Source organism: Novosphingobium sp., from assembly GCF_024642085.1.
GTDB lineage: Bacteria > Pseudomonadota > Alphaproteobacteria > Sphingomonadales > Sphingomonadaceae > Novosphingobium.
Map to the genome: position 1 here is coordinate 57,611 of NZ_JAHEBV010000003.1, position 16,527 is coordinate 74,137.

Here is a 16,527-nt window from a genome sequence, read left to right on the forward strand (position 1 = left end):
AAGGATCGCAGGATCAGTCGTCGGATTTAAGGAACGCCGGAATGTGATCGGGTGCCGGGCCATCGTCACGGTCGCTGCGCTCACGGCGCGGGCCGCGATCGCCGCCGCCATCACGGCCCCGGTCGTTTCTGGGACCACGATCGCCGCCACCGTCACGGCGCGGGCCGCGATCACGGTCACCGCCGCGGCCGCCAGGACGGCGATCGCCGCCTGGACGGTCACCACGCGGTTCGCGCGGCGGACGGGTGTCTTCCAGCTCAGCGCCGGTTTCCTGATCGACAACGCGCATCGACAGGCGAACCTTGCCGCGCGGATCGATTTCCAGAACCTTGACCTTGACCGGCATCCCTTCCGACACGACGTCGGTGGGCTTTTCGACACGCTCGTTGCGCATTTCGGACACGTGAACCAGGCCGTCCTTGCCGCCCATGAAGTTCACGAAAGCACCGAAATCAACGATAGTGACAACCTTGCCGTCATAGACCTTGCCGACTTCGGCTTCCTCAACGATGCCGAGGATCCAGTTCTTGGCGGCTTCGATCTGGCTGAGGTCAGACGAGCTGATCTTGATCAGGCCTTCGTCGTCGATGTCGACCTTGGCGCCGGTTTCCGCGACGATTTCGCGGATCACCTTGCCGCCGGTGCCGATCACTTCACGGATCTTTGACTTGTCGATCTGGATCGTCTCGATGCGCGGAGCGTGGGCCGACAGCTCAGTCCGGGCAGTGCCCAGCGCCTTGGTCATTTCGCCCAGGATATGCGCACGGCCTTCCTTGGCCTGATGCAGCGCGGCTTCGAAGATTTCCTTGGTGATCCCGGCAACCTTGATGTCCATCTGCATCGTGGTGATGCCTTCAGACGTACCGGCCACCTTGAAGTCCATGTCGCCCAGGTGATCTTCATCACCCAGAATGTCGGACAGCACGGTGAAATCATCGCCTTCCAGGATCAGACCCATCGCGATGCCCGAAACCGGGCGCTTGATCGGCACACCGGCATCCATCATCGACAGCGCGCCGCCGCAGACAGTGGCCATCGACGAGGAGCCGTTGGACTCGGTAATGTCCGAGACCACGCGGATCGTATAAGGAAACTCTTCCTTGCTGGGCAACACAGCCTGCAGCGCGCGCCAGGCAAGCTTGCCGTGGCCGGTGTCGCGGCGCGAAGGCGCGCCGAAGCGGCCCACTTCACCAACCGAATAGGGCGGGAAGTTATAGTGCAGCATAAAGCTGGAATAGCTCAGCCCTTCCAGCCCGTCGATCATCTGCTCGGCGTCTTTGGTACCAAGCGTGGTGGTGCAGATCGCCTGCGTTTCACCGCGGGTGAACAATGCCGAACCGTGGGTACGGGGCAGGAACCCGACCATCGATTCGATCGGGCGAACCTGGTTGACCTTGCGCCCGTCGATGCGGGTGCCGTCCTTCAGGATCGCGCCGCGCACGATGTCGGCTTCGACCTTCTTGACCGACTTGATCGCGACCATCTGGGTCTGTGCGTCCTTGTCGGCAAAGGCGGCCTTGGCCTTGTCGCGCGCCGCGTTCAGCGCGTTGGAGCGGGCCGACTTGTCGGTCAGCTTGTAGGCGGCGGCAATGTCCTTGCCGATCAGCTTCTTGAGTTCGTCCTTGATCGCGGTGTTGTCGCTGGTGGTGACGTCCCAAGGGTCCTTGGCAGCCTTTTCCGCCAGGTCGATGATCAGGTTGGCAACCTTCTTGCATTCTTCATGAGCGAACATGACCGCGCCCAGCATGATTTCTTCGGGCAGCTCGCGGGCCTGCGATTCGACCATCATCACAGCATTGCCGGTGGCGGCGACGACCAGGTCGAGCGCGCCGGCAGCAGCAGCATCCTGCTTGGGATTGAGGGTATAAGCGCCGTCTTCGTAACCCACGCGCACACCGCCGATCGGGCCCATGAATGGCACACCCGATATGGTCAGCGCAGCCGAGGCAGCGATCATCGCCACGATATCAGGCTCGCACTCACCGTCGTAGGACAACACGTGCGCGATCACGTTGATTTCATTGTAGAAACCTTCGGGGAACAGCGGGCGGACCGGACGATCGATCAGGCGGGAAACCAGCGTTTCCTTTTCCGTCGCGCCGCGTTCACGCTTGAAAAAGCCGCCCGGAATGCGTCCGGCAGCAAAATACTTTTCCTGATAGTGGACGGTCAGCGGGAAAAAGTCCTGACCTTCCTTGACGCTCTTGGCAGCCGTTACGGCGCAGAGCACAACAGTTTCGCCATAAGTGGCGATGACCGCGCCGTCAGCCTGACGGGCAACACGGCCGGTTTCCAGAGTGAGGGTCTTGCCGCCCCACTCCATCGATACGGTTTTTACGTCGAACATTTAGTGTTTCCTTGTGAACCCGCGCGGCCAGATTGCGGCGCGGGGCCTTCTGCCGGGTCAATCCGTCCCGGTCCGGTGCGGGGCATTTATGGCCCCCTTAAGGCCCCGCACCGAATTGCGCGGGAACCCCAAAGCAAAAGCGGCCCCCGTCGGGAGCCGCCTCGCGTTATTACTTGCGCAGACCCAGCTTGGCGATCAGCGCGTTGTAGCGGTCAACATCCTTGCGCTTGAGGTAATCAAGCAGGCTGCGGCGCTTGTTGACCATCATCAGCAGGCCCCGGCGCGAATGGTTGTCCTTGTGGTGATCCTTGAAGTGACCCTGCAACGTGTTGATGCGGCTGGTCAGGATCGCGACCTGGACTTCCGGCGAACCGGTATCACCCTTGGCGCGGGCGTTGTCTTCGATGATTTCAGTCTTCTTTTCGGCGGTAACCGACATATTTTTACTCCGCGACATCGGGAAGGTTGAAACCCCGGACTACAGCGGCGTTGCCGCCGGAAAGATCGACCAGCGCGACAGGAACAGATCCTTTTCGCGCCCAGTAAAGCCCATCGTCCTGGGTCAGTCCGGTCAGAACCCGGCCCTGGCGGACCATGCTTGCCTGTTCCGGACCGAGGTTGAGAGCCGGGATGTCGACCAGCCCTGCCTCCAGCGGCAAGAGTACGTTCTCAAGCGCCGCGCCCTTACCCACTTCGTTCAGTTTGTCCAGCGAAATCGCCTGATTTTCGGCAAACGGCCCCGCGCGCAGGCGGCGCAGCATGGTGACATGGCCGACTGTCCCGAGCGCACGCGCGATGTCGCGGGCCAGGCTGCGGATGTAGGTGCCCTTGGATACATGCGCAATCAGCGTGACGGCGTTATCGGCCGCCGACTGGATGGCCAGCGAATGCACCGTCACCGCTCTTGATTTGAGTTCCACTACCTCGCCCTTGCGGGCCAGGTCATAAGACCGTTCACCATCGACCTTGAGCGCCGAATAGAGCGGCGGAACCTGCTGGATCGGGCCGGTGAAGCGCGGCAGTACGGCCTCGATCGATGCCAATACGGGGCGCACCGGACTTTCTGCGATCACCTTGCCTTCAAGGTCGAGCGTGTCGGTCTCCGCCCCGAACCGTACGGTGAATGCATAGGCCTTGCTGGCATCAAGCATGCGCCCGCACAGCTTGGTCGCCTCGCCCAGCGCGATTGGCAGCACTCCGCTGGCCAGTGGATCGAGCGTGCCCCCGTGGCCGGCCTTGACTTTGCCATAGCCTGCCTCGCGCAAGTTGCGCTTGACCGCGCCGACCGCCTGGGTCGAGCCGAGCCCGACCGGCTTATCCAGAATGATCCAGCCATCCGGCATCGGCTCAGCGTCCGGCGATGGTCTGCGCAAGATCGAGGTAGCGCTGTGACATCCAGTCAACCGGCACGCCGATCAAGTTACCGACCGGATTGAAGCCGGGTATCAGCTGCGGCAGCACAACGATCAGCCCGATTACCAGCAGAAACCCGTACTTGCGCAAGCTGCCATAGGCCTGCGCGGCGCGTTCGGGCAGCAGGCCTTCCATGATGTGCGAACCGTCGAACGGCGGAATCGGAATCAAATTGAACAGCGCCAGGAATATATTGATCAGAATGAAGTTGAGCAGATTGAGGCCGGCAAAATGCACTGCCGTCATGGGCGCGGGCTCGCCGGTCAGCTTGATCAGCAAGCCCAACCCAATCGCGCCGGCCAGTGCCATCACCAGATTCATGGCGGGGCCAGCGGCCGCCACCAGGATCATGCCGCGTTTGGGATTGTTAAGCCGCCGGAAATCAACCGGTACCGGCTTGGCCCACCCAAACACGGGCAGTCCCATCAGCTTTAGCGCGCCCGGTACCAGGATCGTGCCAACCGGATCGACATGGCGCAGCGGGTTGAGACTTAGACGGTTGAGCTGCGATGCGGTGGGATCGCCCAATGCGCGGGCTACCCAGCCGTGGGCTACCTCGTGAAACACGATGGCAAAAATCAGCGGCAGGATAATGGCTGCCGCGTTGAAAATGGTATCGTTCATAGTCCCAATCGCTCCCGGTCGCGTTCGACGACCGAGAATATGGCGCTGTCGCGCTCAAAGCCGGTCCAGGTAATCCGTTCATTGCGCAGCACCCCGTCCAGGCTTGCGCCGATCTTGCGGCAGGCCGCCTGGCTGCGGGCATTGCGGGTGTCCACGGAAAAAAAGATCCGCTTCAGTCCGCAACGAAAACCGTGGGCCAGCATCAGGCGCTTGAGCGGGCCGTTAATGCGCCCGCCGCGGAATTGCGGCCGCAGATAGGTGTTGCCGATTTCCGAGCTGCGCCACGCGGCGTTGGTGCCTATCCACGCAGTCATTCCGGCCAGCTCGCCATCGACCAGGATGGCAAAGGGAAGACGTTCGACACCGCAGATCAGCGCGGTGAAACTGTCGTCGAAATGGCCGGCACCATAGGACACGCCGTACATATCCCAGATCGCCTCATCCTCGGCGCAGGCAGCGCGCAAGCCATCGCGGTGGCGCTCTTCCAGGGGTTCAAGCCGAAGATCTCCATCTTCCAGAACGGTCAGCAAGCCCAGCGGATCCGGCATCATCGACCCAGCGCCTCGACAAAGTGGCGGCGGCACAGCGCAACATAGCGGTCGTTGCCGCCGATTTCGGTCTGGGCACCGTGCTGGACGGCAACACCGCTGGCATCGACCCGCAGGTTCATGGTCGATTTTCGGCCGCAATGGCACACCGCCTTCAGTTCAACCAGGTTGTCGGCAATCCCCAGCAAGACTTTTGCACCAGGAAAAAGCTCGCCCTGAAAATCGGTGCGCAGCCCATAGCACAGCACCGGGATGCCCGCCTGATCGGCCACGCGGGCAAGCTGCCACACCTGCGCTTCTGTCAGGAACTGCGCCTCATCCACCAGGACGCAGGCCAGCGGCTCAACACGGGTGGCGGCTGTGATCCGTTCCCACAGATCGGTAACTTCAGCAAAGCGGTGGGCGTCCGCCCCCAGCCCGATGCGGCTTTCGATCGCCTTTTGATCGCTGCGATGGTCCAGGGCCGCGGTCCACAGCATTGTCGCCATGCCGCGCTCACGATAATTGAAATCGGCCTGCAGCAGCGTGGTCGATTTTCCCGCATTCATGCTGGCGTAGTAAAAGTACAGCTTGGCCATCGCCCGATCAGATAGGGTGTTTGCCGGCAAAGACCAGTGCGATTGACAGGTAGCCGGCGCAGGCCCAGCCTTGCGCACGGCACATCAGGTCGCAGGAGAGTGAAATGCGGGCAGGCCATGCTGCGGCAATCTTGCTGTTTTGTTCCGGCGCCGCCGAACCGACCCATCGTTATGCCCTGGGGCCGGGCAGCGATGTCAGCGCAAAGGTCGGTTTTTTCGGGCTGGCAAGCAAGACTGCGACGTTTCCGCGAATGAGTGGGTCCATTGCCTTGCAGCCCGGGCGGCTTGATACGATCAACCTTGATGTCACGCTTGATGCCACTGCCCTGAAGGCAGGTGATAGCGTCACGCAGAAACGGCTGATGGGAAAGGACTTTTTCGACGTCGCCCGTTATCCGACCATCGCCTTTTCCGGGCGCCGCATGGTAATGAGCGGCCCGCTCACTGCGACAGTCGATGGGCAGATCACGGCGCGCGGTGTGACCCGGCCGACGCGTCTGGACGTTACCTTCGACCAGCCCCCTTCCCGCGCGACGGGCCGCGATCCGGTTGGTTTCACCGCAAGGACTGTGATCGACCGGCGTGATTTTGGCATGACAGCCTACAGCTTTATCGTGGGCAAGAAGGTCGCGATAACCATCAAAGCGCAAATGGTGCCGACATAACACGCGAAACCGGGGGCCTAACGGCACATCATCGCCCTGTCGCAAAGCGGACACGTTAAGCCCCGGCGTTAACATAATCGAAAGGCTGTTTGGCGAACCTGCGTTAGGGATATCACGGGGTGCCAAATGCGGATTTTTCTTTCACTTGTGCCGTTGCTGGCAACTGCGGCGGCGCAGCCTGCCTACCGTTATTAGCTGGATAGCAGCGCAAGCGCTATCGACGCCAAAGTGACAGTTCTTGGCATCGCAAAGAAGACTGCCCAATTTCCGAGAATGTCAGGCGCAATGGCTTTCACGCCGGGACAATTGGGCGCGTTCGATCTGGATGTCGCAGTGGATGCCCGCGCTATGGCGACACGCGACAAGGCGATTGGCGATCAGCTGAAAGGGCCGAACTTCCTTGATGTGGCGCATCACCCTGTGGTCAGCTTTTCGGGCCAGCGTATGACCATGACCGGGGCGACAACGGCCCAGGTATCGGGCCAACTTACCGCCCGCGGCACGACCCGCCCCGCCATGATGAGCATTACTTTCGCCACACCGCCAGCCGAAGTGACCGGACGCGAGCCCGTGCGCATTACCGCCAGGACGACGATTGATCGCCGCCAATTCGGCATGAACGGTTATTCGGGACTGGTTGGCAAGGACGTGACCATTACGATCAACGCCCGGATGGTGCCGGACTAGGGTTCTTCGTCACCCAGATCGCGCTGGACCTTGGGATCGCGCAGGAGCTTTTCGATCTTCTCCGCCTCGTCAAATGTTTCGTCGGGCAGAAACTTGATCTTTGCCGCGTATTTGAGCCGCAGCTTGCCTGCGACTTCCTTTTGAAAGAACGCGGTGTGGGTGCGCAGCGCTTTCAGCACCACCGCCTCGTCCTCACCCAGCAGCGGCTTCACGAACACCGTCGCGTGGCGCAGGTCGGGCGACATGCGCACTTCCGTAACGCTGACCGCGTGGGCCGTCAGCACGTCATCGTGGACCATCTGCCGGGTCAGCAGATCGCTGATGACATGACGGACCTGCTCACCCACCTTGAGCAGGCGGACCGAACGGGTTTCAAGGTTAGCGCTGGGCTGAGCCATTTTTGCAATATGCCTTGATATTTTGTGAGTTCAAACGGGCCATTTCGCGATTGTATGCCCTGAAATAGCTAGTGATCGCATTACCACATGCTGTTTTGGGGGGATCGAAGTCGCAGCAAAAGTGCCCCTTAACACTAAATATGCCATCGAAATCAGGTCCGGCGAAAGGCGACAGACCGCCGGCACCCATCCCACTAACTTCGCAAACACCCTCTGCCGCAAGTGTTGCAACGACACCGTTGTGGCTCATCAGCAAAAATCGACGATCGCCACGATAGAAATTCGCCTCCGCGTCCTTGAAAGGATCGCGCCTGCCGACCTCGGAAACGCAAGCCAAGACTTTGTCATTAAGGCCAGCTCGCTCGGCCCGATGCAGCAGAAACCAAACCGACGATACAAGTCCTGCGATGAGCACCGTCGCAAGTGCAATCGCAGAATAAAGCAACCGGCTGCTCTTCAATGCAATATCCTAAGTTCGGGAAGAATTACAACGTCCGTTCGCGCTCTTCCACCTCGAACACTTCGAGCATATCGCCCGCCTTGATGTCGTTGGTGTCCTGCAGCAACACGCCGCATTCCAGGCCAGCGCGGACTTCGGGGACATCGTCCTTGAAGCGCCGCAGCGAGGCGATCGTGGTTTTGGAAACGATGACATCCTGACGGGTAAGACGGGCAAACAGGCCCTTCTTGATCCCGCCTTCGAGCACCAGCAGACCCGCCGCCTTGTCGCGCTTGCCGGCCGGGAACACGTCCTTGACCTCGGCGCGGCCGACCACGTGTTCGATCCGTTCCGGACCCCAGATGCCGGCCATCTCTTTCGCGATTTCGTCGGTCAGGTGATAGATCACATCGAAGTATTTCATCTGCACCTTCTGGCGCTCGATCATCTCGCGCGCCTTGGCGTTGGGGCGGACGTGGAAGCCGATGATCGGCGCGCCGGTGGCCGCCGCCAGCGACACGTCGCTTTCCGTAATCGCGCCAACGCCCGATTGCAGCACCTTGACCTTGATTTCGTCGTTCGACAGCTTGTTGAGCGCATTGACGATCGCTTCGGTCGATCCCTGCACGTCGCTTTTGACCACAACCGGGTATTCGATCACATCGGACTTGGCCTTCAGCGCCGAGAACATGTTTTCCAGGCTGGCAGGCGTCGTTGTGGTGCGCTTGGCCGTGGCCTTTTCCTGGCGGTAGGCGGCGACTTCGCGGGCGCGGGTCTCGGTGTCGACCACAGCCAGGGTGTCCCCGGCCATCGGCACGCCGCCGATCCCCAGCACTTCAACCGGGAGCGAGGGCGGCGCGATCTTCACCTGGCGGCCCTTGTCATCCAGCATTGCGCGGACGCGGCCCGAATGGGTGCCGACCACCAGAATGTCACCGACCTTCAGCGTGCCGCGGTTGACCAGAACTGTCGCCAGCGGGCCCTTGCCCTTGTCAAGCTTGGCCTCGATCACCGTGGCTTCGGCGCCGCGATCAGGATTGGCCTTCATTTCCATCACTTCGGCCTGAAGCAGGATCTTTTCGATCAGTTCGTCGAGCCCGGCCTTGGTCTTGGCCGAAACCTCTACGTCCTGAACATCGCCGCTCATCGCCTCGACCACGATTTCGTGTTCAAGCAGGCGCTCGCGGATTTTCTGGGGTGCGAACTCGGGCTTGTCGGCCTTGGTGATCGCCACGATCATCGGCACGCCGGCTGCCTTTGTGTGATTGATCGCCTCAATCGTCTGGGGCATTAGCCCGTCATCGCCGGCCACCACGAGGATCACGATGTCCGTCACATTGGCACCGCGCTGGCGCATCTCGGTGAAGGCTTCGTGGCCCGGCGTATCGAGGAAGGTGATCAGATCGCCGCCCTTGGTCTTGATCTGGTAGGCGCCGATATGCTGAGTGATGCCGCCTGCTTCGCCGCGCACTACATCGGTTCCGCGCAGCGCATCCAGCAAGCTGGTCTTGCCGTGATCGACGTGGCCCATGATTGTCACCACCGGCGGACGCGGTTGCAACGTTTCGGGCGCATCGACATCGACGGCGGTGTCGATATCGACATCACTTTCCGAAACGCGTTCAATGTTGTGGCCGAACTCTTCAACCAGCAGTTCGGCAGTATCCTGATCGATCGTCTGGTTGACGGTGACCATCATGCCCATCTTGAACAGCGCCTTGACCAGGTCGGCGCCCTTTTCGGCCATGCGGTTGGCCAGTTCCTGCACGGTGATCGCTTCGGGCACGATCACGTCGCGGACTTGCTTTTCACGCGGCGCGGACTGTCCGGCAAAGTGGGCGCGCTTTTCCTTTTCGCGGGCGCGCTTCAGCGCGGCGAGGCTGCGCGCGCGGGCGCCTTCATCCTCGTTCAGCGCGCGGGTAACCGTCAGCTTGCCTGCATGGCGGCGCTGGTCGGTGCCGCTCTTGTCGCGCGGGTGGGCGGGCTTTTTCGAAGCAGGCGGCGCCGGTTCGGGCCGCTTGGGCGCAGCCACCGGGGTAAAGCGGCGCGGCGCGGGGGCTGCGGTGCGCGTCTCTTCACCCATGTCCTCGTCGGCCGCTGCCGCTGGCTCTTCGGCCGCAGGTTCGGCAGCCGGGGCAGACGCAGGAGCGGCAGCCGCTTCGGCTTCGGCCTTGCGATTATCTTCGGCGCGGCGGCGTTCATCCTCAATCGAACGGGCCCGTTCCTCGGTCTCGCGCTCGGTCTGAGCGGCCAGCACGGTCAGGCGGGCTTCCTCGGCCTCTCGCTGGAGGCGGGCGACGCGCTCCTGCGGGGTTTCGTTCGACGCGGCAGGCTTGGGCGCAGCCGGCTTGGGCGCGGCGACAACGGGAGCGGGCGGCGGCGGCGGCGGCGGCGCAGCCTCAACCTCGGCCGCACCGGGCTTGCCGATCAGCTTGCGGCGTTTAACCTCGACCACCACCTTGTTGGTGCGACCGTGGCTGAAGGTCTGCTGGACCTGCCCCGCTTCGACCGAACGCTTCAGCCCCAAAGGCTTCCTGCCCAGCGTCGGTTTGTTATCGGTATCGCTCATGTGCACTCAGGTCCTTCAATCTCAAATCGTCGTCATCAGGCGTGGGCGCCGGCATGGTCTGCCGGTCCTTCGCCGCTGTGTGTTCCGGTCTTCTCGCCCTGCCCCAGAAAGCGCATCAGGCGCTGGAGGGGAACGGTCAGCCGCTTTGCCGCGGCCGGATCGGTCAGCGCCATGTGGACGACGTTGTCGCGGCCCAATGCCACAGACAGTGTCGTGCGGTCCAGTGGCAAGGTTACCCCTGCCTTGCCGCTTCCTTCAGCGTCCTGGCCGACTCGCCAGGCCTGATCCAGCTTGCGCGAACCGTCTTCGCCGGCGTCTGCCGCATGGGCCAGCCAGGCGACTCTGCCCTGCCGCGCGTTTTCGGCAATCCGGTCTGATCCGACCAGCAGCCGCCCGCTTTTCATTTCCAGCCCCAGCCGGTCGGTAAAGGCACGAGTCAAAGCCAACTGGGTGCGCTGGGCCAGATCATCGGGGATCGACAGTGTGGCACCCTTGAAGGCACGCGCCAGAGCACCTTTAAGTTTGCCCTTCGCCATCGCTTTTTCAAGGTCTGCGCGCCCGACGCCGATCCACGCGCCGCGCCCCGGCGCCCGCGCCAGGGCATCGGGCAGCACTTCTCCGTCCGGCGAGATTGCCAGGCGGACAAAGTCGTCGCGCACGCCTTGCTCACCGGAAAGGATGCAGGTCCGTTCCGGGGCGTTCGCCAAATTGTCGGAGCTTAGGCGCTCATTGTGAGGAATCCGCATTGGCGGCCTCCTCGTCTGCGAACCAGTGGGCGCGGGCAGCCATGATGATTTCGTTGCCCTGCTCTTCGTTCAAGCCATAGTCGCCCAGCACGCCGCCCTTGTCCTCGCTGCGTTCGCTGCGGCGCGGGCCGCTTGGCGCAGGTGAATTGTCACGGCGGCGCTGCTCGACCCGCTTTTTGGCGATCAGTTCGTCTGTGGCCAGATCGGCCAGATCATCCAGCGTCTTGATCCCGGCTTTACCCAGCGTGACCAGCATCGCTTCGGTCAGGTGCGGGATTTCGGCCAGCGCATCTTCGACGCCCAAAGCACGGCGGGCTTCGCGGCTGGCTTCCTCACGGCGCTCCAGCGCTTCGGCAGCACGGCTTTGCAGCTCTTCGGCCAGTTCGTCGTCGAACCCTTCGATCGTCGCGAGTTCGCTGATTTCGATATAGGCGACTTCTTCCAGCTCGCTGAACCCTTCGGCGACCAGCAGCTGCGACAGCGTTTCGTCGACGTCGAGTTCCTCCTCGAACATCTTTGAGCGTTCGGCGAATTCCTTTTGGCGCTTTTCGCTCGATTCCGCTTCGGTCATGATGTCGATCTGGCTACCGGTCAGCTGGCTGGCGAGACGGACATTCTGGCCGCGGCGGCCGATGGCCAGGCTAAGCTGATCATCAGGGACGACCACTTCGATGCGGCTTTCCTCCTCATCGATCACCACGCGGCTGACCGTGGCCGGCTGCAGCGCGTTGACCACGAAAGTGGCTGTATCTTCCGACCAGGGGATAATGTCGATCTTCTCGCCCTGCAGTTCCTGTACCACCGCCTGAACGCGGCTGCCCTTCATGCCCACGCAGGCGCCGACCGGATCAATGCTGCTGTCACGGCTGATCACGCCGATCTTGGCGCGGCTGCCCGGATCGCGGGCGGCGGCCTTGATCTCGATAATACCGTCGTAGATTTCGGGTACTTCCTGCGCGAACAGCTTCTTCATGAACTCGGGGTGCGAGCGGCTGAGGAAGATCTGCGGGCCGCGGTTCTGCCGTTCGACCTTGCTGATATAGGCACGGACGCGTTCGCCAGTGCGGGCCACTTCGCGCGGGATCTGCTGATCGCGGCGGATAACGCCTTCGGCGCGGCCCAGGTTCACGATCACATGGCCGAATTCGACCGATTTGATTACGCCTGTGACAACTTCGCCGGCGCGGTCCTTGAACTCTTCGAACTGGCGGTCACGTTCAGCATCGCGGACTTTCTGGAAGATCACCTGCTTGGCAGATTGCGCATCGATCCGGCCCAGATCGACCGGCGGCAGCGGATCGACGATGAAATCGCCCAGCTTGGCGTCGCTGTCGAGCTTTTGCGCGGCTTTCAGATCAACCTGCTTGAAGTAATCGTCCACTTCCTCGACCACTTCGACGACGCGCCACAAACGCAGGTCGCCGGTGCGCGGATCAAGCTTGGCGCGAATATCGTTTTCCGCGCCATAGCGGTTGCGTGCGCTTTTCTGGATCGCCTCTTCCATCGCTTCGATGACGATCGACTTATCGATCATCTTTTCGGTCGCGACCGACGTGGCGATCGCTAGCAGTTCGGCGCGATTGGCAGAAATCGGGCTGGCCATTCTTAGTCTTCCTGTTCTTCGAGAAGTTCGTCGGCACCGCTGGCATCCAGCGGGCGGGTTGCGGCAATCAACCGGTCGGTCAAGACCAGCTTGGCGGAGAAGATATCGGCAATCGGGAACGTCACCGGACCGCTTTTCCGGTCATCGAGGCTAACGGTATCGCCGTCGATCCCGATCAGGTCACCCTGCAGCGCGGTACGGTTGCCGTCGACCGGATTGGCCAGCTGGACGCGGGCTTCATGTCCGGCCCAGTTGGTAAAATCCTGCGCACGGGTCAGCGGCCGGTCAATCCCGGGTGAGCTGACTTCAAGCCGGTACGCCTCGGCGATCAGCACCTCGCCCGCCTCTTCCAGCGCATCGATAGCATCGGACACGCGGCGCGACAGTTCGGCGCAATCCTCGATCACCAGCTGGCCGGTATCGGGGCGTTCGGCCATGATCTGGAGCGTGTGCTCCTCGTCGCCGATTTCGCCGCCCTTGAAATAGCGCACGCGCACCAGATCGAAGCCAAGGGCCTGTGCCTCCGGCTCGACAACTTCGGTAATGCGCGCGATATCCGCCATGAAAACTCCAATACGCCGATGCTGTGACAACGCGGTTTCGCGCCGGCCCCTTTCGGCGCCAGCCCTGACGTTGCGTAACAATATCGGGATGAGCGCCAGATAGGCGCGAGGTTGCCCAAAAGCAAGCGGCAATGCGTGCCTGTCGTATACTCCGATTGCATTTCCAGCATTTGGCTCTATATACGGTCCAGCTAACGTCGCCTGCGACGGAACCTTTCGGTCTTTTAACCGGCCACTTCGTTCCCTTACTCGCCACTAATGCTCCTGCGGACACTCGGGCCCGCGGGGTCACTCGTTTCGTGAAAGGAACACATCATGCCAGTAGGCACCGTAAAGTTTTTCAATGCCGCCAAGGGTTATGGCTTCATCGCTCCTGATGGCGGCGGCGCAGACAGCTTCGTCCACATCTCTGCGGTTGAGCGCGCCGGAATGGCCACGCTTGACAAGGATCAGCGCGTCAAGTTCGACGTTGAAACGGACAACCGTGGCAAAGCCTCGGCCGTGAACCTCGAATCCGCGTAAGATCATGGCCAAAGAGGATCTTCTGACCCTTGATGGCCAGATTGACGAGATACTTCCGGATGGGCGCTTTGGCGTCATGCTGGAAAACGACCACCGGATTATCGCTTACACCGCCGGGAAGATGCGCAAGTTTCGCATCCGCTCGGTGGTGGGCGACCGGGTTAAGGTCGAGATGACCCCTTACGACCTGTCCAAGGGCCGCATCGTCTTCCGGGAAAAAGGTCCCGGCGGCGGTCCAGTTGGCGGACCACGCCGTGGGGCGCGACGTTAGGTTTTCTAAACCTGACACGAATGACGGCGCCCGCGCGGCGCCGAGGATTACAGATATGATTGAATTGATTTACGCCGCGGCCCGCAGGGCCGTTCCGGCCGCCCCTGGCCACACCCGCCACCCCTTTGCCCCGCCTGCACGCCCCGGTGTGCTGAGCCGCGAAGAGTTGCGGCGGGCTGTGGCCGAAGTGATCGGCTGATACCGGGAGCCGCAGCAGCGGCCTCCACCCGACTACCCAGTAAAGGTCCCCGTCATGGCACAATCGGCAAGCTACTACCTGCAACAGGCCGAAACCTGCGAGCGCGCTGCGGCGGCGACCGAACTGGATAACCAGCGCGCAACCCTGCTGCGATCGCAAGCCGCCTGGCTGGCGCTCGCCGCGCGCGAACTGGGCATCCAGGCCGCCCGGGCCGAACGCTTGAACCAGGCAATCAAGGAAACCGACGATGTCCAGTGATACGCTCCGCCCCTTTCTGATCAACCAGGACGGTGAAGGCAACTATCGCCTGACCGTGCGCGATATTCGCTATAACAGCCAGGGCTATCCCATCGTCACCGGGGTGATGCAGGATGAACTGTTTAAGACCGCCGCTGCCGCAAAAAGCTGGGCGCGCGACAATTTTCAGGCCAAGGCCGGGCAATACGCCAGCAAATAGCGCTGCTTAATGCGCCTTGCCCGCCAGCAGCGGATAGGGATTGATTGCCGTCGATGGCTGATACCAGGTGCGCTCAGGCATCGTCATCATAATGGCGAAATGCAGGTGCGGCGCAGCCGGATTGGCGTTGCCGGTAAAGCCGACCCTGCCAATCGGGGCACCTGCCGCGATCGCCTGCCCCTCGATCAACCCGGGGGCATAGGCATCCAGATGCGCGTAGTAATAGATCACGCGCCGGTCCGCTGAGCGGACGTAGGCGGTGATCCCGCCCAGGTTGGACCAGAACAGCTTTTCCACCGACCCTGCTGCTGCGGCTACCACTTGCGTGCCGCGCGGAGCCATGATGTCAATCGCGTCGTGGATCCTTCCGCCAGACCGGCTTTGGGCATAGGTATCGACCAGGTCGCTCGCCCTCACACCCACCACCGGCATGGTCAATGTGCTGGCTGTGGCTGGAGGTGGTGGAGGTGTTGGAGGCGCCGTGCTGGCAGCCATGATCCGTGCAGGTGCCTGGGGTGCCTCTGCCTGCCGGACTTCCGCAACCGCTCCTGGCCGGGATAGCGAAACCGCCGGGACCTGGCGGTAATGCCACACCAAACCCGCAGAAATCCACAGGCCTGAGGTAGCAGTCGCGCTTACTGCGGCGGTCTTGATCAGGGCCGGCCAGCCGAACTGTGCCATCCTCAGGCCTCGAACAGTACCTTGGTTGACGTACTGACCATTTGTGCCAGACGCGCCACATCCCAATTGGTCAACCGGACACAGCCGTGGCTTTCCGCCCGCCCGATAGTCTGCGGTTCAGGGGTGCCGTGGATGCCGTAGTGTTCCTTGCTCAGGTCGATCCAGGCGACGCCAACCGGACCGTTCGGCCCGGGCGGCAGCATGAGCTTGTCTGCCTTGTCATTAACATCCCAGAACAGCTCAGGGTTATAGCGAAACGGCGGATTGTGCGCGACACCGAGGATCTTCCACTCACCTAGCGGCAAGGGGTCGTGGCCCGAACCCATCGTCGCTGTAAACATCCCGACCAGCTTGTTGTCCGCATCGTAGGCTTTAAGTGTGCCCTTGCTTTTGCTGACGACGATCCGCGCCGCTTTGGGTTGGCTGGTGCCCACACCCAGCATGGCCAACGTATCACGCCACTTTGCCTCACCGACCTGGCTTGCATCCAGAGCATCTGCGCCCACATTCGGCACACGTATTTGCTGGCCCGCGCGGACAAAGCTGGACGCAGGTGTTTCGCTGCCCGTCGCGTCCGGCACGGCAATTGGGTTTTTTAACGGAGTGCCCGTCGATCCGGATGGTGCCGAAGAACCTGCTGGCATACCGCCCGGATTTAGCGCTTTGAGAGTGTCGATTGTAGTGTGGAACCGCTCGGCCAGCTGTTCGTCAAGCGATGTATAAGCCATCTTTTCCAGCTTGGCCTGTTCTTCGGCCTTTTTTGGTATCGGCATGAATGGACCCGCGGCAAAGGCTTCCGGTATTGTCACCACGCGGGTCGCCGGTATGTTGCGCCATTGCTCCAGTTTCACTTTTGTCGGCTCGTCCAGTTTACCGGTCAGCGGCAAATCGTTGGCTTCCTGAAAGCCCAGTATCGCGTTGCGCGTAGACAGCCCGTCCTTGCCGTCGACAACCCCTGGCGTGAACCCCATGCGGTCGAGCACAACCTGTGCTTGCATGACCGGGCGCGGCTGATCGTCGGCCAATTCGGCTGGCAAGGCGGCCCCCGGCTCAAGGTCACGGGCAGCAAGCGGATCAGCGACGGGCTGGGTTTGACCGGCGATCGGTGCAGACCCCTTTTCCTGCGCGTCAGGCTGGTTCGTCATCATGTTGCAAGCCGCTATCGACAGCAAGATCGGCAAAGTGGCAAAGGCAGGGACCGAGCGCATCTGATATCC

21 protein-coding genes are annotated in these 16,527 nt (G+C 61.8%); 7 read left to right on the plus strand and 14 right to left on the minus strand.

What is annotated here, in order from left to right; genetic code table 11:
* Window positions 1–13 precede the first annotated feature (13 nt).
* The 6 genes from pnp to Q0L62_RS02100 form a co-directional block, all read right to left on the minus strand.
* Complete coding sequence (gene pnp, locus Q0L62_RS02075) at window positions 14–2,347, minus strand: polyribonucleotide nucleotidyltransferase (RefSeq protein WP_296675725.1); 2,334 nt, start codon at window positions 2,345–2,347, stop codon at window positions 14–16.
* Between the two features lie 169 nt (window positions 2,348–2,516).
* Window positions 2,517–2,786, minus strand: coding sequence for a 30S ribosomal protein S15 (rpsO, locus tag Q0L62_RS02080; RefSeq protein ID WP_296675726.1), 270 nt, complete (start codon window positions 2,784–2,786; stop codon window positions 2,517–2,519).
* Window positions 2,787–2,790: 4 nt separating this feature from the next.
* The gene (gene truB, locus Q0L62_RS02085) at window positions 2,791–3,690 is read right to left on the minus strand and encodes a tRNA pseudouridine(55) synthase TruB (protein ID WP_296675728.1); all 900 of its coding nucleotides are present in this window, start codon (window positions 3,688–3,690) and stop codon (window positions 2,791–2,793) included.
* Window positions 3,691–3,694: 4 nt separating this feature from the next.
* Window positions 3,695–4,384, minus strand: coding sequence for a site-2 protease family protein (locus Q0L62_RS02090; RefSeq protein ID WP_296675730.1), 690 nt, complete (start codon window positions 4,382–4,384; stop codon window positions 3,695–3,697).
* Window positions 4,381–4,935 (minus strand): GNAT family protein, encoded by a 555-nt coding sequence (locus tag Q0L62_RS02095; protein ID WP_296675733.1) that lies wholly within the window; start codon window positions 4,933–4,935, stop codon window positions 4,381–4,383. Before Q0L62_RS02095 ends, Q0L62_RS02090 begins: the two co-directional genes overlap by 4 nt.
* The gene (locus tag Q0L62_RS02100; protein ID WP_296675735.1) at window positions 4,932–5,510 is read right to left on the minus strand and encodes a thymidine kinase; all 579 of its coding nucleotides are present in this window, start codon (window positions 5,508–5,510) and stop codon (window positions 4,932–4,934) included. Before Q0L62_RS02100 ends, Q0L62_RS02095 begins: the two co-directional genes overlap by 4 nt.
* 104 nt (window positions 5,511–5,614) lie before the next feature.
* On the opposite strand from Q0L62_RS02100, the gene Q0L62_RS02105 reads away from it, so the two are divergent.
* Together Q0L62_RS02105 and Q0L62_RS02110 are read left to right on the plus strand one after the other, a co-directional pair.
* Window positions 5,615–6,175 (plus strand): YceI family protein, encoded by a 561-nt coding sequence (locus Q0L62_RS02105; RefSeq protein ID WP_296675738.1) that lies wholly within the window; start codon window positions 5,615–5,617, stop codon window positions 6,173–6,175.
* A 195-nt stretch (window positions 6,176–6,370) separates the two neighbouring features.
* Complete coding sequence (locus tag Q0L62_RS02110; protein ID WP_296675965.1) at window positions 6,371–6,862, plus strand: YceI family protein; 492 nt, start codon at window positions 6,371–6,373, stop codon at window positions 6,860–6,862.
* Here Q0L62_RS02110 and rbfA read toward each other — a convergent pair.
* From rbfA to rimP, 6 genes are read right to left on the minus strand one after another with little or no spacing between them, the layout of a single operon-like run.
* Window positions 6,859–7,260, minus strand: a complete 402-nt coding sequence (gene rbfA / locus Q0L62_RS02115; protein WP_296675739.1) for a 30S ribosome-binding factor RbfA — start codon at window positions 7,258–7,260, stop codon at window positions 6,859–6,861. The genes Q0L62_RS02110 and rbfA overlap by 4 nt on opposite strands.
* Window positions 7,241–7,705 carry a hypothetical protein gene (locus tag Q0L62_RS02120; protein WP_296675741.1) on the minus strand — a complete coding sequence of 155 codons (465 nt, stop codon included), beginning with the start codon at window positions 7,703–7,705 and terminating at the stop codon, window positions 7,241–7,243. The genes rbfA and Q0L62_RS02120 overlap by 20 nt, the downstream gene beginning before the upstream one ends.
* A gap of 40 nt (window positions 7,706–7,745) precedes the next feature.
* Window positions 7,746–10,268 (minus strand): translation initiation factor IF-2, encoded by a 2,523-nt coding sequence (infB, locus tag Q0L62_RS02125; RefSeq protein WP_296675743.1) that lies wholly within the window; start codon window positions 10,266–10,268, stop codon window positions 7,746–7,748.
* A gap of 35 nt (window positions 10,269–10,303) precedes the next feature.
* Window positions 10,304–11,014 carry a DUF448 domain-containing protein gene (locus Q0L62_RS02130; RefSeq protein ID WP_296675746.1) on the minus strand — a complete coding sequence of 237 codons (711 nt, stop codon included), beginning with the start codon at window positions 11,012–11,014 and terminating at the stop codon, window positions 10,304–10,306.
* Window positions 10,995–12,617 carry a transcription termination factor NusA gene (nusA, locus tag Q0L62_RS02135; protein WP_296675750.1) on the minus strand — a complete coding sequence of 541 codons (1,623 nt, stop codon included), beginning with the start codon at window positions 12,615–12,617 and terminating at the stop codon, window positions 10,995–10,997. Before nusA ends, Q0L62_RS02130 begins: the two co-directional genes overlap by 20 nt.
* A gap of 2 nt (window positions 12,618–12,619) precedes the next feature.
* Window positions 12,620–13,180, minus strand: coding sequence for a ribosome maturation protein RimP (gene rimP / locus Q0L62_RS02140; RefSeq protein WP_296675752.1), 561 nt, complete (start codon window positions 13,178–13,180; stop codon window positions 12,620–12,622).
* A 315-nt stretch (window positions 13,181–13,495) separates the two neighbouring features.
* Here rimP and Q0L62_RS02145 point away from each other — a divergent pair, with 315 nt between their 5' ends.
* The 5 genes from Q0L62_RS02145 to Q0L62_RS02165 are packed head-to-tail and all read left to right on the plus strand — an operon-like array spanning window position 13,496 to window position 14,629.
* Complete coding sequence (locus Q0L62_RS02145) at window positions 13,496–13,702, plus strand: cold-shock protein (RefSeq protein WP_296675755.1); 207 nt, start codon at window positions 13,496–13,498, stop codon at window positions 13,700–13,702.
* 4 nt (window positions 13,703–13,706) lie between these two features.
* Window positions 13,707–13,973: a translation initiation factor IF-1 gene (gene infA, locus Q0L62_RS02150; RefSeq protein ID WP_296675758.1), complete on the plus strand. Its 267-nt coding sequence runs from the start codon at window positions 13,707–13,709 to the stop codon at window positions 13,971–13,973.
* Window positions 13,974–14,028: 55 nt separating this feature from the next.
* Window positions 14,029–14,172, plus strand: a complete 144-nt coding sequence (locus Q0L62_RS02155) for a hypothetical protein (RefSeq protein WP_296675762.1) — start codon at window positions 14,029–14,031, stop codon at window positions 14,170–14,172.
* Window positions 14,173–14,226: 54 nt separating this feature from the next.
* Window positions 14,227–14,430, plus strand: a complete 204-nt coding sequence (locus tag Q0L62_RS02160) for a hypothetical protein (protein WP_296675764.1) — start codon at window positions 14,227–14,229, stop codon at window positions 14,428–14,430.
* A complete protein-coding gene (locus Q0L62_RS02165) occupies window positions 14,420–14,629 on the plus strand; it encodes a hypothetical protein (protein ID WP_296675767.1) in 210 nt (69 codons plus the stop codon). Before Q0L62_RS02160 ends, Q0L62_RS02165 begins: the two co-directional genes overlap by 11 nt.
* Window positions 14,630–14,635: 6 nt before the next feature.
* Here Q0L62_RS02165 and Q0L62_RS02170 read toward each other — a convergent pair whose 3' ends face one another.
* Together Q0L62_RS02170 and Q0L62_RS02175 are read right to left on the minus strand one after the other, a co-directional pair.
* Window positions 14,636–15,310 carry a M23 family metallopeptidase gene (locus Q0L62_RS02170; RefSeq protein WP_296675770.1) on the minus strand — a complete coding sequence of 225 codons (675 nt, stop codon included), beginning with the start codon at window positions 15,308–15,310 and terminating at the stop codon, window positions 14,636–14,638.
* 2 nt (window positions 15,311–15,312) lie between these two features.
* A complete protein-coding gene (locus tag Q0L62_RS02175) occupies window positions 15,313–16,518 on the minus strand; it encodes a L,D-transpeptidase family protein (protein WP_296675772.1) in 1,206 nt (401 codons plus the stop codon).
* Window positions 16,519–16,527 lie beyond the last annotated feature (9 nt).